Here is a 22,576-nt window from a genome sequence, read left to right as displayed (position 1 = left end):
CCCCTTCTATTTGTCTTGGATCTGAAAGAGTTTAAGATATTTCAGCATGGTGTAAAAAGCGTGCATGCAGCAGGTAACCAGTATGGGGAAGCCTCCCAGGAAGCCGCGTTTAATTACGAATCCTTTGAAAAAAGCAAAAAAGCCATGCCCTGCGGCGGCGGCAAGCGAAGTTTTTTTGCCTTTCCCTTTCGCGGCCTCCGCCCAAATGGTGGTATATTTGTTCACTTTATTGAGAAACAGTTCCCAGTCTTCATAAGTGCGATGGTAAAGCGCGCCTTTGCACATAGCCGTCGGCAAACTGCCGCGCAAGTTCTCGTGCACTTTGCCTTCCCATTGGGCGCCGGCGCGCGGATAAAGCCTTTTTACTATATCGGGTTTCATTTCCCCATATTGGCAAAGACGGCCAAACACCAGATTTTTTCGATAAAAAGCGAAAATCTTTTGCTCATGGCCGGCGGCCGCTTGCTTGACGGAAGCGGCCAGTTCTGGCGATATCCTTTCGTCGGCGTCCAAATGGAAGACAAAATCGGCCGTGGCCTGTTCCGTGCCGAAATTGCGCTGGGCGGCGAAGTCGCCGTCCCAGGCGCGGAAAAAAACTTTCGCGCCCGCCGCCCGCGCCATTTCAACCGTCTTGTCCGTACTGCCGGAATCGACGACTATTATTTCTTCCGCTACCTGCCGGGCGCTGGCGATAGTTTCCGCAACGTGCCTTTCTTCGTTAAAGGTCAATATTACAACCGATAAATCCATATAGCAGCCCCCTTGCCCCGCCCTAAAGCAGCCGTTCGCTTTCAGCCGGAATTTTCATGTTCAGCCGGCCAATGGCCTATAAAGGAATTTTACGCAAAACGTCGGGACAGCGGCTTTATCCATACCCCCCGGGGCGCTTTTTGTGCCACTCCCAGGCGGTGGCGATTATGTCCTCTATCGCGCGTTTTGGCCGCCAGCCGAGTTCCTTTTCCGCTTTGGCGCCGCCGGCTACCAGGCGGGGCGGATCGCCCGGGCGGCGCGCGGCGCAAGCGGTTTTTATGTCAAGGCCGGTTACCGCGCGGCAAATGTCAATTATTTGCCGCACGGAATAGCCCGTGCCGCGCCCCAAGTTAAAAATCGCGCTTTTTCCGCCCGCCCGCAAATAATTGAGCGCCTTTAAATGCGCCGCCGCTATGTCTTCCACGTGTATGTAGTCCCTGATGGCGGTGCCGTCGGGCGTATCGTAATCGGCGCCGAAGATGTTGATTTGGGGAAGCTGCCCGAGGGCGGACTTTAAGGCCAGCGGGACAAGGTGCGTCTCCGGGCGGTGGTCTTCGCCGATGGGCAATGACCGGCTGGCGCCGGCGGCGTTAAAGTAGCGCAGGGACACGTAGCTTATTTTGCCGGCCATGGCCACCCATTTCATCATGTTTTCCATGATGGCCTTGGATTCCCCGTAGGCGCTTTGCGGCGCGACCGGGCAGGTTTCGTCGAGCGCTTCCTTGCCGCTGTCGCCGTAGACCGCGCAGGTGGAGGAAAAAATAATTTTGTCCACGGAGCTTTCGGCCATTTGCTCCAGAAGGGCAAGCATGCCGGCAACATTGTTGTCAAAATAAAGCAAAGGCTTTTGCATGCTTTCGCCCACCAGGGAACGGGCGGCGAAATGAAAAACCGCTTCAATGTCGTTTTCCGCGAATACCCGGCGCAGAAAGCCCCGGTCTCGCAGGTCCCCCACATAGAGTTTGGCGTCTTTGGGCGCCGCCGCCCGATGCCCCGTGGAGAGGTTGTCCAGCGCGACAGGGCGCTCCCCCGCCTCCAGCAGCGCGCAGGCGGCGTGGGAACCTATGTAGCCGGCCCCGCCCGAAACCAATATCGGCATGTTGCACCTCTCTAAATTTTTGCCGGATGGCCCGTCAGTTCGTCGGCGGCGGCCGCCGCCCGCTCCGCCGTTATGTCCTTCATGCAGCGCATGTCCGGGCATTGATGTTTCATCCTGTCCCGGCAGCCCGGGCAGGGCGGGTCCGCCCGCAGCACTATCGCGCGCCCCGCTTTGTAAGGGCCGTAAAGTTCCGGTTTGGACGGGCCGTATATGGCCAGCAGCGGCACTTTTTGGCTGGCCGCTATGTGCATGGGGCCGCTGTCGTTGGTAACGAAAATGTCCATCCGCCTGATGGCGGCGATCAAAGCGCCGACCGTCAGGCGGCCGGTCGCCATGACCGGCCGCGCCTTCATGTGGGCGGCGGCCTCTTTTGCTATGGGCAGTTCGGCGGCGCTGCCGAAAAAAACCGGCTTAAAGCCTTTAGCCGCCAGGTGTTCGGCTACGGCGGCGAATCTTTCCGGCAGCCAGCGTTTGGCGGCGGAAGCGCTGCCAATGTTAAAGCCGGCGAGTTTTTCCCCGTCCGCTATGCCGCTCTCGGCGAAAAAAGCCGCCGCCGCCTCTTCCCCCGCCGCCGGCGGGATTATTTTCAGCCCCGCGCCGGCCGGCGCGGGGACTCCCAGCCGCCGCAGAAGGTCAAGGTACATGTCGGCGGCGTGGAGGCTGCGGTCAAGCCGCAGCGGCCGGTCAAAAAACAGGCTGAACAGGCGGTGGACGGCACCCGTTTTATATTTGGCCCCGCTGAAAGCCGCCAGGAAAGAACAGCGTTCGCTCGGGTTGAGGTTTATGAGAAGGTCAAACGGCCGGCGGCGCAGCCCGGCCGCGCGCCGCCAGAGGGCGGGCAGGCTTTTGTCCCGCCCTTTGCGGTCAACGGTCAGCGCTTCGTCTATGTCGGGATTTTCGCTTATTACGTCCAGCCACTTTTCATCGATCAGATAGGAGATTTTCGCTTGGGGCGCCGCCCGGCGCAAGGCATGCAAAAAGGGCGTGGTCAGCGCCAGGTCGCCTAACTGCATTAAAAAGGTAACTATGATGTTCCCAGCTTCGTTTATTTTCATGTTTCCCCCGTCAAACCATGCCTTTTTCGCAGGCCGCGAATACTTCGCCAACGCCGATGCGCGGCATGCAGACAAATTCACGGCGGGGGCAGATTCTTTTAAAGCAGGGCGAACAAGGCGCGCCGGCGCTGATATAGCTATTCAAAGGGCCGTAGGTCCCCGCCCTTTGCCCGCTGCTCGGGCCGAACAGGGAAACGGTCGGCACGCCCGCCGCCGCCGCGATGTGCAAAGGGCCGGTGTCGCCGCCCACGCAGATGGATGCCTGTTTGACCAAGCCCAGCAGTTCGATTAGGGTGGTCCGGCCCGTGAAATCAATTATCGCCAAAGGCGCGGCCATTTTTTTTATCTTTTCGGCTTTGCCGACGTCGGCCGCGCCGCCGGCCAACGCCACGGACACGCCTTGGGCGGCGAATTTTTCCGCCAGGCGCGCGTAGTGCCCGGGCGGCCATTCTTTGCTGGACCAGCCGGCGGCCGGGAAGAATACGGCCAATTTGCCCATGGCGCCCGCTTGCGCCAAAAGATCGCGCATTTTAGCCGCTTCCCGGCTAAAGTCCGGCAAGGGGAACACCACTTCCTCCGGTATCTCCCCCAAGGAGCGTATAACGTCAAGATAACGCTGGACGACGTGGCCTTTGCTGTTTTTTCCGTATATGGGGCGGGTTACGAGAAAGCTCCCCTCGCGCATCTCGCAGTAACCTATGCGGTTGGGGCAGCCGCTCAAAACAGCGACCAGGGAACTTTTGAACAGCCCTTGCAAATCAATTGCCAGGTCAAAGCGGCGGCGGCGCAAATCCGCGCGCAAGCGCCGCAAAAAGGCGATTTTTTCCCAAAACGGCAGTTTTTTCAGCGCATTTTTGTGAAAAATAAATTTTTCGTCTATATAAGGCGCCCCCGGGAGGATATCGGCGAACTGCGGCTCCACCAGCCAAGTGATCCCCGCGCCGGGATAAAGCCGGCGCAAGGCGTAAAGCGAGGGCAGGGCGTGTATTATGTCGCCGAGCGCGCTCATTTTTATCACTAATATGTTCCGGTATGTTTTCATCAGGTTTTTTCCCGGTTTTGTTTTCGCAATATGGTTTTGACCCTTTCGCAAAGGTTGCCGGCCTGAAAAAGGTAGCCTTTTATCCCGGCGCCGGCCGCCGCCTCGATGTCGGTATCCTTGTCGCCGATCAGGAACGACCTTTCTTTGTCCACGGCGTATTCGTCAATGGCCGCCAGCAGCAGGCCGGGCCGGGGCTTGCGGCACAAGCAGGGGGGGCCGAAAGCCGGATGGTGCGGGCAAACGTAAAAAGAGTCGATTTTCGCGCCGCAGCCGGCCAGTTCCCCGTTCATGAAACCGTGCAGCGCGGCCACGTCCTCCATGCGGTAAAAGCCGCGCGCCACGCCGCTTTGGTTGGTAACCACAAAAACATGGTAGCCGAGCCTGTTCAAAAGTCCGACCGCCTCGGCCGCGCCGGGCATCCATTCAAAATCTTCCCGTTTATAAACAAAGTGTTTTTCAACGTTGAGTACGCCGTCGCGGTCGAAAAAAACCGCCGGCTTCATCGGAAATAGCCGTCCGAGGCGTCAAGCAGGCGGCAGTATTCGGCGGCCGCCCGCTCAAGCGGCACAAACCCTTCGTCATAGCCGGCGGCCAGGAGCTTGGCGGTATCGGCCCGGGTATGGCTTTGGTACTTGCCGGAAAGCTCTTCCGGGAAAGGGACGTATTCCACCCGCCCGCTTTGGAAATGCTTGAGCACGGCCTTGGCCAGCGCGTTGAAGGTATTGGCCTCGCCTGTGCCGCAATTGAAGATGCCGCTGGTTTTGGCCGCGCGCCAGAAAAAAAGATTGATTTTGACCACGTCCGCCACATAGATGAAATCACGGCGCTGCTCGCCGTCGCCGTATCCGTCCGTCCCGGCGAACAGTTGCAGCGCGCCGCCCGCGCGCATCTGCCGGTACATTTTGTAAAGCATGGACGCCATTTTGCCCTTGTGGTTCTCCTGCGGGCCGAACACGTTAAAATACCTGAGCCCGACCACCTGGCTGTGGGCCCGGGGCAGCAGCCTCTCCACGTAGCGGTCGAAAAAAAGCTTGCTCAGGGCGTAAGCATTGAGCGCCTGCTCACATTCTTTGCTTTCCCTGAACCCGTTTTTGCCGTCGCCGTAAACAGACGCGGAAGAGGCGTAAATAAAAGGTATCCTGCGCTCAAGGCAAAAATGCAGGAGCTGCTTGCCGTATTCGTAGTTGTTGCGCATCACGTAGCGGCCGTCCTCCGCCATTGTGTCCGAACAGGCGCCCTGATGAAAGATAACGTCTATGTCTTCATAATTGAATGCGCCTTTTTTAAGGTCGGCGGCAAAATCTTCCTTGTCTGATAGATCCATGACGTCCAACCCGCATAGGTTGCGGCATTTGGCGGCATTGGACAAATTGTCCACGATCAGTATGTCGCCTCGCCCGTTGTCGTTCAGGCCGCGGACTAAATTGCTGCCGATAAATCCCGCGCCGCCGGTAACTATTATCACAAATTGCCCTCCCTGACCAGGCCGGCGATTTTTTCGATCAAGCCGGTGGTAGAATAACCTTCCTCAAAATCAATTATCCGCGTTTCTTTGGCATATTCGCGCCCCGCCAATTCCTCCGGCCGGTAATCGCCGCCCTTGGCCAGTATGTCCGGCCTCAGCCGTTCCAAAAGTTTAGCCGGCGTATCTTCGGGGAACACGACTACCGCGCTTACGCAAGACAAGGCCAGGAGCAGGCGCGCCCGGTCATTTTCCGCCACGAGGGGGCGCGCCTTCCCTTTGAGTTTCCTGACCGAAGAATCGGAATTCAGGCCAACAACCAGCCGCTCGCCCAACCGCGCGGCTTTTTCCAGATAAACGACATGCCCAGCGTGCAGTATGTCAAAACAGCCGTTAGTAAACACGATCCGTTCGCCCGCGCGCCGCCAGGCATCGACCGCTTTTTCCGCTTCCGCCCAGGTGAGCGGGCGGCTGCCCTCCATTTTGTATCTTTGCGACGCCAGGGCGCCTAAAAGTTCATCCCGGCTTATGGCGTACGTGCCGGCCCTGCCCACGACGACGCCCGCCGCTTCGTTGGCCAAAAAAGCGGACTGCTTAGCCGTCAGCCCGCCCGCCGCGGCCAGGAGCAGCACGGCCGCCGCCGTGTCGCCCGCGCCGGACACGTCATATACTTCGCGCGCCGTCGCCGACACGGTGAAACTTTCCTTTGCCGCCACAAAAGTCATGCCCTTTTCCGAACGGGTAACCAGGACGGATTTCACTTTATATTTATTTATCGCCTCTGCCGCCGCCGCGCTCACCGCCTCGGTCAAGTTTTCAAGGTTTTTGCCCGTGGCCTCGCCCAATTCCTTGACATTGGGCGTTATAAAATCGGCGCCGGCGTATTTTTCCCAGCTATAGCCCTTGGGATCGACCAATACCGCTACTTTGCGCTTTGCCGCGCGCGTTATGGCCTGGCGGCAAAAAGACGGCGTGCACAGCCCCTTGGCGTAATCGGAGATGATTACGCCGTCAACGCCGTCCGCCAGCAGGCGGTCAAACCAGCCAAGCAACTTAGCTTCTTCCTCGGCGCCTAAATCCTGCGTTTCCTCAAAATCCAGCCGCAGCATCTGCTGGCCGGCCGCAATCACCCGCAGCTTGGCGGTAGTTTTGCGTCCGTTGCCGCAAAGGACGCCGCTTTTTTCAATATTGTTGGCGTCAAGCAGGCTCAACAGTTTAGTGCCGTTTTCGTCCTGCCCCGTTACCCCGCACATGTATACGGACGCGCCGAGGCGGGCGAGATTGGCGGCCACGTTGCCCGCGCCGCCAAGGTTGCGGGCGTCGCGCAGGACTTTGTTGACAGGCACGGGCGCCTCCGGCGATATGCGCCCTACGCTGCCGTAATAATAACAGTCAAGCATAAGATCGCCTATGACCGCTATTTTCAGCCGGCCGGCCTTTTGCGTCAAAAATTCCCATATTGTTTCTTTGTCTTTCATTTTCGTCGCCAAACCCTCAATAATCGTCCAGCAGGGCGCAAATTATATGCCCTATCAGCATGTGCCCTTCCTGCACCCGCGCGGTGGCAGACGCCGGCACGTTCAGGCATATTTCGCCGGCCGCCTTCAACTTGCCGCCGTTCCCGCCCGTCAGGGCAACGACGCGCAGTCCCTTTTTCCGCGCCGCTTCCGCGGCCAGGAGGACATTGGGGCTGTCGCCGGAGGTGGAAAAGGCGAAAAGCACGTCCCCTTCTACGCCCAGTGCCTCCACCTGCCTCGAAAAAATCCGTTCAAAACCATAGTCGTTGCCTACCGCCGTCAGGATGGAAGTATCCGTGGTCAGGGCCACGGCGGGCAGGCCTTTGCGCTCCTTGCGGAAACGCCCCACAAATTCGGCCGCCAAATGCTGGCAGTCGGCGGCGCTGCCGCCGTTGCCGCAAAAGAGGAGCTTGTTGCCTTTTTTAAGCGCCCCGGCGGCTATCCGGGCGGCCGCCTCTATTTCCCCGGCCAGCGTTTTTTTTAGCAGCGTCATTACTTTTTGGTGTTCGGCAATTTGCTTTTCTATGTCAACACGCATATAGCCGCCCCCGGTCATATCGCCAAATTAAGTTCCAAATGCAGCCGGTTGTTATAATGGCCGCCAAGCGGGCGTTCGCGCTCGTAATAGATGACCGCCTCCCAGCAATGCAGCTTCCGGGTGTAAGTTACCCGGTTTTTGTACACCCGGTTGTTCGAGAGGTCATATTGCTGCAAAAAGGTTACTTTGTTCAGCCGGTCAAATTTCACGTCAAGCGTATAGGTCAAGGATTTAGCGACATCCGTCCTGTTGTAGTCAAAAATGTCCGTAAGATTTTTCACGTCCGAATATAAAACGCCGACGGTAAAATTAGGCGATATGACTTTATGGAGCCCGGCATCGTAACGCGATTCGTCCGCGTTGATGCTAAGGTAACTTTCGCTGACCTTGCGGTAGCCGCCGCCCAAAGTGAGCCAAAAAGTACGCCGCCGGTCAAAAAAGATCGGATTAAGCGACAGATAAGCTCCTATGTCCTTGTGCCAGCTCCGTTTGCGAGAATCCTTCCACAATCCGCGTTCCGCCCAAAGGCGGTAGCGCAAAGGCAGTTTGAAGAGCTTGTTGCCGTAAGAGATCCTGATGTTGTTTTCCTGTTTCAGCCAGTCGTCGTCCCCGTCCTGCACATAGCCCCAAGCGTACTCGGCGCGCAGATTTTCCAGCGTATATTCCACCCAGCCCCGGGAACGGGCGCCGGTAGAACTCGACAGCAAGACATTGCCGCCCACCGTCAGGTTTTTGCCCAAGGGATAAGCTATCCTGTGCCTGATATAAAAGCCGTCGTCATTATTGTAGCCAAGTCTCGGCACGTTGCTGTCGCCGCCGCCCCGCAGGGAAACGACGTAGCGTTTGCGGTGCAGCAATTTTTTCCCCAATATATACAAATCGACATCATAGGCGATCATCTTGTCGTTCGGCCAAATCTCCACCTTTTTCGCGGTGATGTGCTGGCATTTGGCGTGGGATACGGCATCGCAGCGGCTGATGAGGGCGTTTTGCCCCTCCAGCTTGCCCGGCATTATTTCCACTATGTCCGCCGCTATGAATTGGCTGCCGGTTTTGCCGGTAACGCCGTCTATCCGCCCGAACCCCGTTTCATAATTGTAAGCGGCGGACGCCCCCTCCAAAGCGGTCGCCGGGCTGCCGGCAAACTGGGCGGGGCCTTTGGACCATACGTCTTTGGTTTTGGCGTTGCCCTCGATCCGTTCCGCCGTAACGAGCTGGTCGCCCTGGCGGACGCGCACGTTTCCTTCGGCGACAATGTCGCCGGAGATGTTGTCATAATGGACGCGGTCGGCCAAGACCGAAATCGGCGGCGCGGCCGCCTTCTTCGCGGCAGCCGCACCGCCCTGGCCGCGCAAAAAGACCAGCGCGACCAAAAAGAGCGCCGCTTTAAGCAATGTCTTGTGTTCAGGGAAAAAATCCGCTTTTCGCATAATCATAGGGCCCGCTTCTGTTTGCCGCCGCTCAAAGCCCGCCGCCGTCTCCCGAGAAATTGCTTTGCTCCTTGTCGGCCGCCTTCAACTCTTCCGGCATGACCACTCCGTTTGCTATGGCGTCTTCCCTGGTCTGCACATATAAAAGCGCGCCTTCGGGCACACGGTATTCCTTGCCTTTGACAAAAGCGCCGCCGATGACGCCGAACGGCCCTAAAATTATCATGCCGGCTACGCTGGCGCCTGCGGCGTAGGCCATGTTTTCCGTTTCTTTCCGGGCTAATTTCCCGAGAACCAGAAAGGCCTCGTTGTTGTCGATCATCTTTATGTCCGTGTAATCTATCTCCACTTTGCCGTTGCGCCCAAAATTGCGCGCCCGCGACACTTTGCTTACGACGCCGTTGCCCAAGGCGCCCTTGGGAATGACCAGCACATCGCCGATGTATATGCTGTCCTCCGCCCGGAAACGCACCTTGTCCCCTTCTTGGATGGATTTGCTGTCAAGCGCCTGCGCTATGCTTATTTTTATCAACGTATCCTTGGGCAGGACGACTTCCTTTACCTCGAGTTCCCCGCCGGGAAAAACCATGGCCATGAGGACGCTTATGCGATCATCCAAGGCCCCTACGCCGGGACGTCCGTTCAGAAGTTTTTCCGTGTTTTCCAGCCGGCTTTTGGCCGGCCCTTCGGACAAATTCTTGGTAAAAGCCCATTCGATCATATTCAGCTTGATCAAAAAAGAAGCGGCCGAAGCGTTGGGCCTGCCCTTGACGTAGGAATGTATCCTGTCTATTCGCGTCAGGATGGCATCGTCGGTAACGCTTCCGTTTATGTCCTCCTCTATGCTGTCGGTCCGTTCCACCAGCGAACCTTTCTGTTCCGTGCCGTAAAGGATCCGTTCCACCTCGCTTATCTTGCCGACCGCCGTTTCTTCTTCGGCAAAAGCCGGAACAACGGCGGTAAAGCAAAACAAAAGCGCGAGAAGGCAAATTGACAATCTTTTCATCGGCGGCATCCACTCCTTTGCGCGTTATCGCCCGTATTATTTTTTGCCCAGTTTGGCTATTCTATCCAACTGTATGCTGACCGCGTTCCTATATTCGCGCAACTTCCAGTCCGTTTTCATGATGACGGCATATTCGGCCGTTTTCGTTTCCTTTATGTGCGTGTTCACTATTTTTTCGCGCCAATCAAAGATCGCCATAACGTCCAAGTCTATAGTAAGCTCTTCCTGCGACTCCTTGCCGTAAGGATAAAATCCCTGGGACAGCTCGTTGAGTTTTATCATGACAATCATGTCAAGACCGGCTTTTTCCATGACCGTCCGCAGCATGGCCTCGCTGACGCCCGACTTGCCGGCTTCGTAGTAATCGACTTCTTCAAGCGCCTTGTAAAGGCGATCGCTGTCGTATATTTCATAATCGGGATAGGTAAAAACCTCCAGCGCTTTTTGAAAAACGATCGTATTGGCATAGTCAATGCCTTCCTGTAAATTGATGACCGGCAAGATAGCCACGCGGGCAAAGCGCGCCGGCGACTCCTTCGCTTTTTTCGCGGCGCGCGGCGCCGCGCCGGCTGCGGCGGCCTGCAAGGAAAACATCAGCAAAAACAAGCCGCACAGAAATATCCGCATTTGTTTCATTTGAGTAAATACCTCCAAAGTTTTATCCTTCACGTTCATTGCCGCATCGCAGGAAGCCCCCGGCAACTGCCGGCGAAGGCGGGATATTTCCCGCCCGGCGGCATCTGCCTTGCGGGCGCGGCCCACGGGCGGCAAAACATCCGACGAGTGCCGCAAACAGTTAGCGGAGCTTCCCCCAAACATATTTTACCACATATTCAAGCCGATAACAGCAAAGACACAAAGATATTGCAAATTTATTGCCGAGCGGCCGCCCCGACGCCCTGCGCCGCTTTAGCGCGCCCGGCCGCTCGTTTGACTTTTTCCCGCGCCTTGTGTATAATGGGACGTAGGCTAAATTCCGGTGGGGCGTCAACCCCACCGGAATTTTAATCCCGCGCCGCGCAAAAACGCTTTTCCCGCGCTTTAACAAGCGTTTCGCCCAACGGGACAGCGCGGCCCTTTTTATTGGGGGCGCGGGGGACCGAATTTGATCCGAGGGGGTGAAAAAATGCAAAAGATTGCCTCTATGCGTTATTTCAAAACAACCTGCATAGTTATAGCTTCTATCGCGGCGGCCGCCTTTTTTGCCCTGCAAAAAGAAGAATATTCCGTACGGGCGGACGGCCGGGAAAAAACGGTGGCCGTTTACCGCTGGCAAACGATTCCCGACATAATAAAAGCGGCGGGCTTCACCGTAGGCGAAGGCGACGCTTTCATCCTGCCCAAGGGCAATGTCGTTGAGCTTGCGCGCGCCGTGGACATAGTGGTTTTCGCCGACGGCGGGCGCCAAGTCATCCGGACCGGGCAGGCGACCCTGGAAAAAGCTCTGGCGAAAGCCGGCGTCAGACTAAGGGGCAGGGAAATCTTCCCCTCCGGCGGCGCAAAGCCGGCGGATGGCATGAACGTGGTGCTTTTGCGCTCGAACGAGAAAATCTTGGAAGATGTACAGCAAATACCCTATAAAGTTGTGGAAAAATACGACGACCGCATGGAACTCGGCGAAAAAGCCGTATTAAAAGCGGGCGTCAACGGCAAAAAAAAGATTTTGACCAAAATAACCGCCCGGCCCGGCGGCGGGACGGAAAAGGAAGTCCTGGCGGAGACCATTGTGGAAATACCGCAGGAGCAGCTGGTAGCGGTGGGCGATGCCAATATCGTCCAAACTTCGCGCGGGCAGTTGCGCTTTATCAAAACGCTGGACATGGAAGCCACCGCTTACACGCCCTGGGACGAGGGCTGCACCGGCATAACCAAAACGGGGATACCGGCGCGCTACGGGGTAGCGGCGGTTGACCCCGGCGTCATAAAGTTAGGGACGCGCCTTTACGTTGCCGGCTACGGGCAGGCCATCGCCGCCGACATCGGCGGCGCCATCGTCGGCAACCGGATAGATTTGTGCATGGAAAGCACCGCGCAGGCGATAAAATTCGGGCGCCGGAGAGTGAAGGTCTATATTTTGGAATAAAAATCCGGCGGCTTTAAGGGAAATGAAGGCCATGCTTAAAGAAGTGATCGTAGTCGAGGGGAAAAACGACCGGGCGGCGGTACTGCGCGCGCTGGACGCGGAAGTGCTCATAACCGGCGGGTTTTCCTTGAACGGGGCGGCAATGGAAAAAATACGGATAGCTTACGAAAAACGCGGCATAATCATACTGACCGACCCGGATGGCGCCGGCGAGCGGATCAGAAAAAAACTTACCGCAAAATTCCCCAACGCCGGCCAGGCTTTTGTCGCCAAAGAAGACGCCACGGCGGCGGGCGACGTCGGCGTGGAACGCGCTTCGGCAAAAACCATTCTGGCCGCCCTGGCGAAAACGCGCACGCATACGCAGGCCAAAGGGACGCTTTTTTCCATGGCGGACATCTTCGCGCACAATTTGACCGGAACGGAAAACGCGGCGCAAAGGCGCGCCGCCTTAGGCAAAGCGCTGGGCATCGGCTACGCCAACGCCAAGGTTTTTTTGTATAGGCTGAACAATTACGGCATCGCCTTAAAAGAATTTGAGCAGGCGCTGGCCGCCCTGAAGGAGTAACCCGGCGTGAAGGCGCGTTTGGCAAACAGCGGCGAAATCCAGCAAACTTTGCGGCGGCATGGGCTTCGGGCGGACAAAAAACTTGGCCAGAATTTTCTTTCCGACCAAACGGCCCTGCAAAATATCGTTGCCGCCGCGCAGCCGCAGCCCGATGACCTCATTCTGGAAATAGGGCCGGGGCTGGGCGGATTGTCCCGCCATCTGGCGCGAAGCGGCTGCAAAAAAGTGCTGGCGGTGGAGCTTGACCGCCGCTTCGCGCCCCTTTTGTCCAAACTGGAACAAGAATACGCTTGCTTTGAGGTGATTTACCAGGACATATTAAAGGCCGACCTGGAAAAAGCCACCAACGGAGAGCCCTTCAAAGTAGTAGCCAATCTCCCCTATTATATAACCACTCCCGTCCTCATGCGCTTTCTGGAGAGCGGCCTGGCTTGGGAACGCTTGGTGGTAATGGTGCAGGGCGAGGTCGCCGGGCGGATGGTCAGCCCGCCCGGCGGCAGGTCATACGGCGCGCTGTCGGTGGCCGTGCAGTACCGTTCGGACGCGCGGATTGTGCTGGCCGTGCCGCCGGACGCTTTCGTCCCGCCGCCGGCCGTGGAATCGGCGGTCGTCGTTTGCCAAAAGCGCCCGGCGGCGCTGAACGTCGGCAACGAGACATTGTTTTTCCAAATAGTGCGGGCGGCTTTTTCCCAGCGCCGCAAAATCGCCGCCAATTCTTTGCGGAACATGGGCCTTACGCCGGAACAAACCGCCGCCTGGCTCAAAGCCGCCGGCATAGACGGGCAAAGGCGGGCGGAAACCCTCTCCTTGGAAGATTTCGCCCGCCTTGAAAACACTTTCGCGAAGTGGCGGTAAAGGCCGGCAGTTTAGCCCTTTCCTTTCAGGACAGCGCGGCGGTAAGCAGCGGCAGCACTTCTGTCAGGTCGCCGACTATTCCGTAGTCGCAATTTTTGAAAATAGGCGCGTCGGGATCGTTATTGACGGCCACGATGATGCCGGCGTCTTTTATGCCTTTTAAGTGCTGTATGGCACCGGAAATGCCGCAGGCTATATACAATTTGCCGCTGAAGATCTGCCCGGACATGCCAATATAACGGTCAAGCGGCAAGTAGCGGAGCGATTCGGCCACCGGGCGGGAGGAGCCCAGGGCGGCGCCGGCACGCGCGGCCAGCTTTCTCGCCAGTTCAAGATTTTTCGCGTCGCCGATGCCCTTGCCCACGGCGACTACCCGCTCCGCCCCGGCAATGGGCGCGTCAATATCGGCGCTTGCATTAAATTCGCACCCGTCCGCTTTGAGCCGTTTCGCCAGTTCCTTGGCCAGTTCCTCCGCCGGAGCGCCTTTTAAGATAATGTTTTTGCGAGGGCCGGTCGCCGTCGCTTCTTTTTTGCCGATGGCCGGCTCGGTTTTGGGCGGTTTGCCGATGATGTGGGCGGCGATCACCATGCGCTGAATTTCGTTCGTGCCTTCGTAAATGGTGCAGATTTTAGCGTCGCGGTATGCGCGCTCGACCTCCATGCCTTTCAGGTAGCCGTTGCCGCCGAAAATTTGCAGCGCGTCGTTGACGATTTCAAGGCAAACGTCGGATGCGTATTGTTTGGCCATGGCGGCCTCCATGCCGTACGGCTCGTGGTTTTCCTTAAGCTCGGCCGCGCTGTAGACCAAAAGCCGCGCCGCCCGCAATTTTGTGGCCATGTCGGCCAGTTTGAAGGATATGGCCTGCTGCTGCGCGATCGGCTTGCCAAATTGGACGCGCTTTCGGGCGTATTCCAAAGCGTTCTCATAAGCGCCCTGGGCGATGCCGAGCGCCTGCGCGGCGATGCCGATGCGCCCGCCGTCAAGGGTCGCCATGGCAATCTTGAATCCGTCGCCTTCCTTGCCCAAAAGATTTTCCTTCGGAACCTTTACGTCCTTAAAAATCAACTCGGCGGTCGCGGAAGAACGGATGCCCATTTTGTCGTAATGTTCGCCGACGGCAAAGCCCGGCCAGCCCTTTTCCACGATAAACGCGCTGATGCCGCGCGTCCCTTTGTTTTGCGCGGTTAAGGCAAAAACAACATAGATGCCGGCTTTGCCCGCGTTGGTTATAAAAATCTTGCCGCCGTTTAAGACGTAATGGCTGCCTTCCGGCACGGCGGTAGTTTCGGTTCCGCCCGCGTCGCTGCCGGCGTTGGGCTCGGTAAGGCCGAAAGCGCCCAATTTCTCGCCTTTGGCCAAAGGGACAAGATATTTTTCTTTCTGCGCTTCGGAGCCATAGGCGAAAATCGGCCAGGATCCCAGCGAAACATGCGCGGAAAGAATAACGCCCGCGCCGCCGTCAACCCGCGAAAGCTCTTCCACCGCTATGGCGTAACTTATAATGTCAAGACCCGCGCCGCCGTACCCTTTGGGGAACGGTATGCCCAGCAGCCCTAAATCGCCCAGTTTGCGCACGGCCTCGTCGGGGAAGCGGTTTTCTTTGTCCAGCGCGAACGCCGCCGGTTTTATTTCCGCCTCCGCGAATTCCCGGACCTTGGCGCGCAAAGCCTCATGCTCTTTGCTTGTCCTGAAAAACATGGTCAACGCATCCTTTCGCATCATGACTATTGGCGGCTTCCCCGCCGCCCACTAAAACCGTCCAGCCTTTTTCCTGCCGCGCCCGTCCCTGTTTCATGAGCTGCCCCAGCGCGCGTTTGAAGGCCGCCTTGCTCAGGCCGAATTTTTCCCTGACGATTTCCGGCGGCGTATCGTCGCCGTAAGGCATGCGCCGGCCGCACGCAACAAGGAACCCTTCTATTTTTTGCGCGTCGGTTTTCATGGCCACTTCTTTTATTTGTTTTTGCGATATGTTCAGGCGCCCGTCCGGGCGCACGAAAGTTACCCGCCCGGAAATTTCCTCGCCCATCGCGGGCGGCGCGCCCGGACGCTCGTCCCGGTGCAGGAAAGCGATATGCTTGTCGGCGGTGAAAAGCAGCCACCCGCTGTCAAGCTGGTTGTAAACCCGCCCCACGGCCGTGTCGCCGATCTTTGCGCCTGCGGCCGGTTGCGCGCTTTGCCTGATCTCGTCCTCGACCAGCATGGTTACCGCTTGGCGGCCTGATTTGTCGCGGTAGGGTTTTACCCATATTTTCTGCCCGACGGACACCCGGCCGCGCATTTGGCGGAAAGGCAGAAAAACGCCCCTTTCCGCGCCTATGTCGACGAAGCCTCCATGCTTGGTCATGCTCATGACCTCCGCCAGGCCGACTTCGCCCTCTTTCAGCCCGGGCAGCCTCATGCTGGCGGCCAGGCGGCCTTTGGGGTCGCGGTACAGGCTGACCCTTACATCCTCGCCTAAAGACACGCTTGCCGTTTGCTGCGCTTTATGAAGCAGTATGTCGTCGGAAGAGCTGCCCGTGCCGGCATCCAAGAAAGCGCCCAGGTCGCTGATCCGGGCGACTTTCAGCGTATATTCTCCGCCCGGCGCAAATCCCCCTTTGTTCATAGCCCCGCCGTCCGCACAACCGGCGCGTCCCCCCAAAGCTGTTCAAGGTTATAAAAACGGCGGTCTTCTTCCCGGAACACATGCGCCACCAGGCCGCCGTAATCAAGCAATATCCAGTTGCCCTGTCCGCGTCCGCGCCCCTCGGCGTGGAGAAGATCATGCCCGGCGGAGCGCATTTTCTCCTCAATATTGTCCGCTATGGCTTGGGCCTGCGCAAAACTGCCGGCGCCGCATATAACAAAATAATCCGCGATGGTTGTCAAATTTCTGATATCCAAAGTCAGTATGTCCCTGGCTTTTTTCTCATCCGCCGCCAGCGCGGCGATTTTTGCCATAGCAATAGTGTCCAACTTCGCAAACTCCACCCTTCCCGCGCTTCGGCGCCGGTCGGCAAACGGCGCGGCGGCTGTTTTTAAGCATCCCGCGAAAGATGCGCCGCATTGTTTGCCTTTGTATCCAGTATAACCCGTAAAAAGGCATTTGTAAAACCATAAATTGCGTCTTCCGAAAAACCCCGCCCTGCGGTTTCGCAAGAAATACGGCGAAAAAGCCGGCGTTTTCAGGCGCCGGCTTTTTCGCTTTTAAATTTTCCCCTGCCATGTCAACGCGTCATTTAATCTCGGCCGTTGCCCCGGCTTCCGTAAGTTTGGCTTTGAGCGCCTCGGCATCGGCTTTGGCAATCTTTTCCTTTATGGCCTTGGGGGCGGAGTCAACGAGATCTTTGGCTTCTTTAAGGCCAAGGCTGGTTACCTCGCGCACTACCTTGATGACGTTGATTTTGCTTGCGCCGGCGCTGGTCAATATGACGTCAAACTCCGTCTGCTCCTCAACGGCGGCCACGGGAGCCGCCCCCACGGCGGCCACGGCCACCGGGGCGGCGGCGGAAACGCCGAATTTTTCCTCCAAGGCTTTTACCAGTTCGGAAAGTTCCAGTACGGTCATCTGCTCAATTGCTTGAATGAATTCTTCTTTGGTCATTATTATCCATACCTCCAATTATTGGCCGCGCAAAGCGGCATTTTATATTTGTGCTTGCCGCGCACAGAGAAAAATCAGGCGGATTCTTTTCGCTCTTTTATCGCGTTTAGCGCGCAGACAAACTTTCGCAAACTGCCATGCAGGACGTTGACAAGGCCGGAAAGCGGCGCTTGCATGCCGCCGAGCAGCTTGGCGACAAGCACTTCGCGCGGCGGCAGGCCGGCCAGCCGCTTGACGCCGTCGGCGCCGATCGTCTTGCCGTCCACTATGCCGGCTTTTATTTCATAAGACTTGAGTTTGTTGTCTTTGATGAAATCGGAAAGCAACTTAGCCGGGGCAACCGCGTCCGTCGCCGACCAAGCCATTGCCGTAAGCCCTTCGAGGTATTCTTCAAGCCCGGTTATGCCCACTTCTTTGGCGGCTATCCGCGTCAGCGTGTTCTTAAACACCTTGTACTGCACGCCAGACTCGCGGGCTTTGCGGCGCAAAGCCGTATCCTGGGCTACCGTTATGCCGCGGTAATTCGCTAAAACAACTCCTTTGGCCGTTGTCAAATACTCCTTTATTTTAGCAACTTGATCCTGCTTTTCGGGTCTGATGACTGCCATATATCGTTGACACCTCCTTTTTCCTTATCAAGCGGCGCGCCTTGCCGCGGCGCCGGCAACGCCAAACAGCCTCCGCGGGCGGCGAAGGCTGCTGTTTGCAAAAATTTGCGAAACTTTCCTGCCTCAACCTCGGCCGGCGATAAAATCATTAAGCCCTAAGGCGCCTGCTGTCTGCGGTCCGTTTTGGTTTCCCTGTTTTGCCGGTTCGGCGGCTGCATGCCGCCCGCCGCTATTCTTTGCGTATTTGGGACGCCTTCAGTATATTGACCAATATTCCCGGGCCCATGGTCGAGGAAAGCACGATCTTTCTGATGTACTGGCCTTTGGCGCCGGACGGCTTCACCTTGAGCAAGGTTTCTATCAAGGTGGCGAAGTTCTCCTCCAGTTTGCCCTGCTCAAAGGACACCTTGCCGATGGGCGCGTGTATATTGCCGGCTTTGTCGGTGCGGTATTCGATCTTGCCGGCTTTTATCTCGCCGATGGCGCGGCTTACGTCCGGCGTTACCGTGCCGACTTTGGGATTGGGCATGAGACCCTTGGGGCCGAGTATTTTCCCGAGCCGCCCGACCAATCCCATCATGTCGGGAGTAGCCACCGCCACGTCAAAATCCGACCAGCCGCCCTTTATCTTGTCCACCAGATCTTCCGCGCCGACAAAATCGGCGCCGGATGTTTCCGCCTCTTTGGCCTTGTCGCCTTTGGCGAACACCAACACCCTTTTTGTTTTTCCCGTCCCGTTGGGCAGCACTACCGCGCCGCGGACCTGCTGATCCGGATATTTGGGGTCGACCCCCAGTTTTACCGCGACCTCCACCGTCGCGTCAAATTTGACGCTCGAAGTCTTTTGCGCCAAAGCGATAGCCTCGGCCGGGTCGTACTGCTTCTGCCGCTCAACGAGCTTTGCCGCTTCCTGGTACTTTTTGCCAAATTTTGCCATTGTTTTGCCTCCCCGTGGTAATAACGGATTTTTCCTCCCACATGTCCTGCCGCTTTGTCAGTCGGTGATTTCAATCCCCATGCTGCGGGCCGTCCCCTCGATCATGAGCATCGCCGCGTCAATGCCGGACGCGTTGAGGTCGGCCATCTTGCTTTGGGCGATTTCGCGCACTTTCTCGCGGGTAACTTTCGCCACTTTTTTCTTGTTGGGTTCGCCGGAAGCTTTCTCCAAACCGGCGGCCTTCTTCAAAAGCACCGCCGCCGGCGGAGTTTTGGTAACAAAGGTGAAAGACCGGTCCTCAAAAACCGTAATCACCACCGGTATGATGAGGCCGGCGTCTTTGGCCGTCCGTTCGTTGAATTCCTTGACAAACGCCATAATATTGACGCCCGCCTGTCCGAGCGCCGGGCCAACGGGCGGCGCCGGAGTAGCTTTGGCGGCCGGTATCTGCAATTTTACCAATTTCGCTACTTTTTTCGCCATTGTAACACCTCCTTATTCAAGCGTTTCTATTTGCGTAAAATCAAGCTCGACGGGAGTCTCCCGCCCGAACATATTGATGAGCACCTTGAGTTTGCCGCGTTCCTCGCTGATTTCGGAAACAACGGCCGTCCAGCCTTCAAAAGCACCGTCGCTTATCCGTATCGTCTGTTTGAGCTGCAAGTTGATCCTATTTTTTGTCTCTTCCATGCCCATGGAACGCAAAATTTGCCTGACCTCCGGCTCGGTCAGCGGCGTCGGCTTGGTGCCCGACCCGACAAACCCCGTAATCCCCGGGGTGTTGCGGACTACGTACCAGGAACGGTCGTTCATGATCATCTCCACCAGCACATAACCGGGAAAAACCTTCTTTTTGTTGACTTTCCGCTTGCCGTCTTTATATTCTATCTCGTTTTCCATCGGCACCAGCACCCGGAAAACTTCGTCTTCCATGCCGAGGCTGTGAATTTTCCGCTCCAAGTTGGCGGTAACTTTATTCTCATAGCCGGAATAGGTATGAATGACATACCAGTTTCTTTCTGCTTCCATTTTCTAAAACCCCGCAAAGCGGGTCAAGCGCCCGCCGTCTCCTCAGCTTTTTAAGAATATCCGGAACGCTAGGGCAAACACGGAATCAAATATCCAAATCAATACGGACACCAGCATAACCGCGATCACAACGACGCCCGTATAAGCGACAAGCTGCTGGCGGGTGGGCCAGGTAACTTTTTTCAACTCTATATTGACTTCGCGCAGGAACTTTTTGACGCCGCTTATCGAATGCATATTTGCCGTATTGTCTTGGACAGACACGCTCTGCTCACATCCTTATGCCATGCCGGATTTATTTTGTTTCTTTGTGCGGGGTATGTTTCTTGCAGAATTTGCAGTATTTGCTGATCTCGATGCGATCCGGATCGTTTTTCTTGTTTTTGTTTGTCTGATAATTGCGTTGCTTGCACTCAGTGCAGGCCAACGTAACCGCCACGCGCATATTTCACACCCCGCTTATCAAAAAATAAAGCCACTTTCAAAGTGTCGCTAATATACTGTATCACAATTAACAATGCGTGTCAACAAAACCGGCGCGGAAAATTTCCGGCAGGAAAAAGCGGCGCGCTTTGAAAACAAAGGCCATAGTCAACAAAGCGGGCGGCAAGGTGCCCCGCCTTGCGTTTGCCGGCGGGAAACGGGTCGATTTGCGCCTTTTCAGCGGGTTGCGTAATTTTGGCGGAGCCGTTTAACCTCTGCGGGAAGTCAGATCGGCGCTTGCCTGTTTGCGCGGGCGACAAGTTCAGAGAGCCGATCATGCATCAATCTTGAAATGCGAAAGGTGGTTCCTTATTTCTTCGACCGAACGGGACATATCTTCCGCAGACGAAGAAACTGAACTGCCTATGGAAGAAGCCTGTTCGCTCAAGGTATGCAAATCCGACATCTTTTGCGATATTTGTTCCGTGCTTTCGTTTATCGCCTCCATCGCGCCCATGATCTCGGCGCTTTCTGCCGCTTGTTGCTGCGCGACCGCCGCGATCCCCTGAACTGATTCATTCGCGCTGGATATTTCGGCCGTTGCGGCCGATATCCCGTCAACGGCGGCATTTGCCATGGCCATTATCTGCTTGGCGATATCGACGGAGTCTTTCGTTGCCGCTATCGCCGCCTGCGCGTTGCCGCTTAGGTTCGACACAAGAACTTCCACGCTCTTTGAAGCGTTGCGCGATTCTTCCGCCAACTTGCGGACTTCTTCCGCGACAACGGCGAAACCCCTGCCTGCTTCCCCCGCTCTGGCCGCTTCAATCGCCGCGTTAAGAGCGAGAAGATTCGTCTGATCCGCGATAGCCGCAATGACATTCATGAATTTGGATATTTCGGAAATCGATCCGGACAATTCGATAATTTTCTTCTGATTCTCCCGTGTTTTCTCATCAACGACGTTAATGCTTTTAACAAGGTTGTTTACGGATTCCACCGCTTTTTCTGAAATTTTCGTTGTTTTGGCGAGCGAGTTTGCGCCGTCGACGGACATCTTGGCGACGGAATTCGCTCCGTTCGCCATTTCCGATATGTTCAGCTTCCCGCTCTCCACCGCCTTCGCGTTGACTTGACACAGGCGCGTAACCTCGCCGATGAGCGATCTGGTTTCAACCATCGCGTCACTGTTGTCCCGTGAGAGAGCGGACAGTGTCTCCGTGTTTTCCGTGATCGTCTCCGACGTGTTCACCACTTCCAGAAGAGCCGCCCTCTGGGAAAATATCATGCCGGACAGCGACTCGATAAGCTGCCCCAACTCGTTTTTTTCTTTGTAATTAAAATCCTCTTGTGTAATCGTAAGATCGCCGTCTTTGCCCCTGTCTGTGAGTTGGACTATACTCTTCAGCGGCTTTGAAATCATCCTCATGAGCCAGAAGGAAATAACAAGCGCAAATGCCAGCACCGCCAGCGAAATCACGCCCACCGCGACTATTGATGATGTTATCGCCGAATACATGTCTCTTAAAGATTTTCCTGTGAAAAGCATACCCATGTTCTTGCCAGACATCGGGTCTTTAATGGGGGAATATTGAATCAGGTACGGAGTGTCCAGTATATCCGACTCATCGGTATATTGCCCGCCTTCTCCCAAAACCCGATCGATCACGTATTGAGGCGCGGTCAGAGATAAAACCCTTTTGCCGTTTTCCTGCAGCGTCGAATTTATGCAAGTTTCATTGGCGAATATGACGGCCTCCGTTCCGAAAAGTGTTTTCAACTCGTCGACCAGATTTTGATCCTCCAGCGAGAACGCCGCCGTAAGCCATCCCACGATTCGGCCGTTGTATCTGACAGGGGAGCCGCAGTAGTAACCGAGCTTTGTGGATATCCCAATCATAAACATTTCATAGGTATTTCCCCCAAGCGCGAGTTTCACGTCCGGATTGTTGATGATATTGTCACCGATATTCTCCTTGTTGTGAGGACGCGCGAGAATTTCACCGTCCTCGGCGCCGACAGCCAAAATATCTATGCCCCCCGCGTCCATCAGCGGCTTAGTCAAATTATAAATGCCCTCCGAATCCCTCTCTTTCATAAGCCTGGCAAGTTCGGGCATTTCAGTCAGTTTATCCCTGAACGCGCGAGTCCGGTTCATCTTGTCCGACACGGCTTTCTTAAAACCGTCGGCGGCGCGCGTTATATCTTCATCGGCGATTCTCCTTATGTAATCGTTAAAATAATGTATCGCCGCGGCGGATGTACAGGCGACCGATATGGCGACCAAAAGAAAAGAAACGATAATGATCCGCGCCCCGATTTTCAAGTTCTTAAACAAACGCGTTACCTCCTAATTTTATTGCTAAAATCAGTTAAGTTCATAGCCGGCAGGAAAAGCGAATCTTTAACTACTTATCAATTATAAAAGATTTTACCTATTTTTCGTAATAGGAATATTTCAAAAATAATAATCGTGAATTGCAAAAGTAAGTTCCAGTACTGTAGCGTCATTGCGGAAGTTTCTCTTGCAAGAAGTTCCAGTTTTTACTTTGCACGATTAAGTTCCATGATTCACAGTAGCTTGTGCCAC

The 22,576-nt window shown here is 56.1% G+C and carries 25 protein-coding genes, 1 pseudogene and 1 other annotated feature; of the genes and pseudogenes, 3 read left to right on the top strand and 23 right to left on the bottom strand.

The features are described from left to right. Positions 1-6: 6 nt before the first annotated feature. The 11 genes from LBO03_04920 to LBO03_04870 all read right to left on the bottom strand — a co-directional run bounded on the left by LBO03_04920 (position 7) and on the right by LBO03_04870 (position 10,535). Positions 7-750: a glycosyltransferase family 2 protein gene (locus LBO03_04920; GenBank protein MDR3348931.1), complete on the bottom strand. Its 744-nt coding sequence runs from the start codon at positions 748-750 to the stop codon at positions 7-9. Positions 751-865: 115 nt separating this feature from the next. Continuing rightward, entirely contained in the window at positions 866-1,849 is a 984-nt protein-coding gene (gene galE, locus LBO03_04915) for a UDP-glucose 4-epimerase GalE (GenBank protein MDR3348930.1), read from the bottom strand. Between the two features lie 11 nt (positions 1,850-1,860). Further along, a complete protein-coding gene (locus tag LBO03_04910; protein MDR3348929.1) occupies positions 1,861-2,904 on the bottom strand; it encodes a glycosyltransferase family 9 protein in 1,044 nt (347 codons plus the stop codon). A gap of 10 nt (positions 2,905-2,914) precedes the next feature. Then, complete coding sequence (locus tag LBO03_04905) at positions 2,915-3,946, bottom strand: glycosyltransferase family 9 protein (protein MDR3348928.1); 1,032 nt, start codon at positions 3,944-3,946, stop codon at positions 2,915-2,917. Further along, complete coding sequence (locus LBO03_04900; protein MDR3348927.1) at positions 3,946-4,449, bottom strand: HAD family hydrolase; 504 nt, start codon at positions 4,447-4,449, stop codon at positions 3,946-3,948. The genes LBO03_04905 and LBO03_04900 overlap by 1 nt, the downstream gene beginning before the upstream one ends. Continuing rightward, complete coding sequence (gene rfaD / locus LBO03_04895; protein MDR3348926.1) at positions 4,446-5,411, bottom strand: ADP-glyceromanno-heptose 6-epimerase; 966 nt, start codon at positions 5,409-5,411, stop codon at positions 4,446-4,448. The genes LBO03_04900 and rfaD overlap by 4 nt, the downstream gene beginning before the upstream one ends. After that, complete coding sequence (gene rfaE1, locus LBO03_04890) at positions 5,408-6,886, bottom strand: D-glycero-beta-D-manno-heptose-7-phosphate kinase (GenBank protein ID MDR3348925.1); 1,479 nt, start codon at positions 6,884-6,886, stop codon at positions 5,408-5,410. Before rfaE1 ends, rfaD begins: the two co-directional genes overlap by 4 nt. A gap of 16 nt (positions 6,887-6,902) precedes the next feature. Further along, complete coding sequence (locus LBO03_04885) at positions 6,903-7,463, bottom strand: D-sedoheptulose 7-phosphate isomerase (protein ID MDR3348924.1); 561 nt, start codon at positions 7,461-7,463, stop codon at positions 6,903-6,905. Between the two features lie 14 nt (positions 7,464-7,477). Further along, positions 7,478-8,899 carry a hypothetical protein gene (locus LBO03_04880; GenBank protein ID MDR3348923.1) on the bottom strand — a complete coding sequence of 474 codons (1,422 nt, stop codon included), beginning with the start codon at positions 8,897-8,899 and terminating at the stop codon, positions 7,478-7,480. A 25-nt stretch (positions 8,900-8,924) separates the two neighbouring features. Then, positions 8,925-9,899, bottom strand: coding sequence for a hypothetical protein (locus tag LBO03_04875; protein MDR3348922.1), 975 nt, complete (start codon positions 9,897-9,899; stop codon positions 8,925-8,927). Between the two features lie 36 nt (positions 9,900-9,935). Continuing rightward, entirely contained in the window at positions 9,936-10,535 is a 600-nt protein-coding gene (locus tag LBO03_04870; protein ID MDR3348921.1) for a hypothetical protein, read from the bottom strand. A gap of 490 nt (positions 10,536-11,025) precedes the next feature. On the opposite strand from LBO03_04870, the gene LBO03_04865 reads away from it, so the two are divergent. From LBO03_04865 to rsmA, 3 genes are read left to right on the top strand one after another with little or no spacing between them, the layout of a single operon-like run. Further along, complete coding sequence (locus LBO03_04865) at positions 11,026-11,982, top strand: G5 domain-containing protein (protein ID MDR3348920.1); 957 nt, start codon at positions 11,026-11,028, stop codon at positions 11,980-11,982. A gap of 22 nt (positions 11,983-12,004) precedes the next feature. Beyond that, a complete protein-coding gene (gene rnmV / locus LBO03_04860; protein ID MDR3348919.1) occupies positions 12,005-12,550 on the top strand; it encodes a ribonuclease M5 in 546 nt (181 codons plus the stop codon). A 6-nt stretch (positions 12,551-12,556) separates the two neighbouring features. Beyond that, complete coding sequence (rsmA, locus tag LBO03_04855) at positions 12,557-13,405, top strand: 16S rRNA (adenine(1518)-N(6)/adenine(1519)-N(6))-dimethyltransferase RsmA (protein ID MDR3348918.1); 849 nt, start codon at positions 12,557-12,559, stop codon at positions 13,403-13,405. A 25-nt stretch (positions 13,406-13,430) separates the two neighbouring features. On the opposite strand, the gene LBO03_04850 is transcribed toward rsmA, so the two are convergent. From LBO03_04850 to LBO03_04795, 12 genes and pseudogenes are all read right to left on the bottom strand, one after another. After that, positions 13,431-13,994, bottom strand: coding sequence for an electron transfer flavoprotein subunit alpha/FixB family protein (locus LBO03_04850; protein ID MDR3348917.1), 564 nt, complete (start codon positions 13,992-13,994; stop codon positions 13,431-13,433). Continuing rightward, positions 13,974-15,104: pseudogene (locus tag LBO03_04845) on the bottom strand (acyl-CoA dehydrogenase). Before LBO03_04845 ends, LBO03_04850 begins: the two are co-directional and overlap by 21 nt. Beyond that, positions 15,076-16,011 (bottom strand): RNA-binding protein, encoded by a 936-nt coding sequence (locus tag LBO03_04840; GenBank protein MDR3348916.1) that lies wholly within the window; start codon positions 16,009-16,011, stop codon positions 15,076-15,078. The pseudogene LBO03_04845 and the gene LBO03_04840 overlap by 29 nt, the downstream one beginning before the upstream one ends. After that, on the bottom strand, positions 16,008-16,361 hold the full coding sequence (rsfS, locus tag LBO03_04835; GenBank protein MDR3348915.1) for a ribosome silencing factor: 354 nt from the start codon (positions 16,359-16,361) through the stop codon (positions 16,008-16,010). The genes LBO03_04840 and rsfS overlap by 4 nt, the downstream gene beginning before the upstream one ends. A 259-nt stretch (positions 16,362-16,620) precedes the next feature. Further along, positions 16,621-16,989 carry a 50S ribosomal protein L7/L12 gene (rplL, locus tag LBO03_04830; protein MDR3348914.1) on the bottom strand — a complete coding sequence of 123 codons (369 nt, stop codon included), beginning with the start codon at positions 16,987-16,989 and terminating at the stop codon, positions 16,621-16,623. Between the two features lie 74 nt (positions 16,990-17,063). Next, entirely contained in the window at positions 17,064-17,597 is a 534-nt protein-coding gene (rplJ, locus tag LBO03_04825; protein MDR3348913.1) for a 50S ribosomal protein L10, read from the bottom strand. Positions 17,598-17,648: 51 nt separating this feature from the next. Then, positions 17,649-17,792 (bottom strand) — a sequence feature (ribosomal protein L10 leader region). Positions 17,793-17,826: 34 nt separating this feature from the next. After that, a complete protein-coding gene (gene rplA / locus LBO03_04820; GenBank protein MDR3348912.1) occupies positions 17,827-18,534 on the bottom strand; it encodes a 50S ribosomal protein L1 in 708 nt (235 codons plus the stop codon). Positions 18,535-18,591: 57 nt separating this feature from the next. Continuing rightward, complete coding sequence (gene rplK / locus LBO03_04815) at positions 18,592-19,017, bottom strand: 50S ribosomal protein L11 (protein ID MDR3348911.1); 426 nt, start codon at positions 19,015-19,017, stop codon at positions 18,592-18,594. A 12-nt stretch (positions 19,018-19,029) separates the two neighbouring features. Continuing rightward, positions 19,030-19,563, bottom strand: a complete 534-nt coding sequence (gene nusG, locus LBO03_04810; protein MDR3348910.1) for a transcription termination/antitermination protein NusG — start codon at positions 19,561-19,563, stop codon at positions 19,030-19,032. Positions 19,564-19,605: 42 nt separating this feature from the next. Next, entirely contained in the window at positions 19,606-19,827 is a 222-nt protein-coding gene (gene secE, locus LBO03_04805) for a preprotein translocase subunit SecE (GenBank protein MDR3348909.1), read from the bottom strand. A 31-nt stretch (positions 19,828-19,858) separates the two neighbouring features. Continuing rightward, positions 19,859-20,008, bottom strand: coding sequence for a 50S ribosomal protein L33 (gene rpmG, locus LBO03_04800; protein MDR3348908.1), 150 nt, complete (start codon positions 20,006-20,008; stop codon positions 19,859-19,861). 312 nt (positions 20,009-20,320) lie between these two features. Further along, positions 20,321-22,324, bottom strand: coding sequence for a methyl-accepting chemotaxis protein (locus LBO03_04795; GenBank protein ID MDR3348907.1), 2,004 nt, complete (start codon positions 22,322-22,324; stop codon positions 20,321-20,323). Positions 22,325-22,576: the final 252 nt, after the last annotated feature.

Source organism: Acidaminococcales bacterium, assembly GCA_031290885.1.
Classification (GTDB): Bacteria; Bacillota; Negativicutes; order Acidaminococcales; family JAISLQ01; genus JAISLQ01.
Note: the sequence above shows the minus strand (reverse complement) of the source record. Positions and strands in the feature narration are given on the sequence as shown.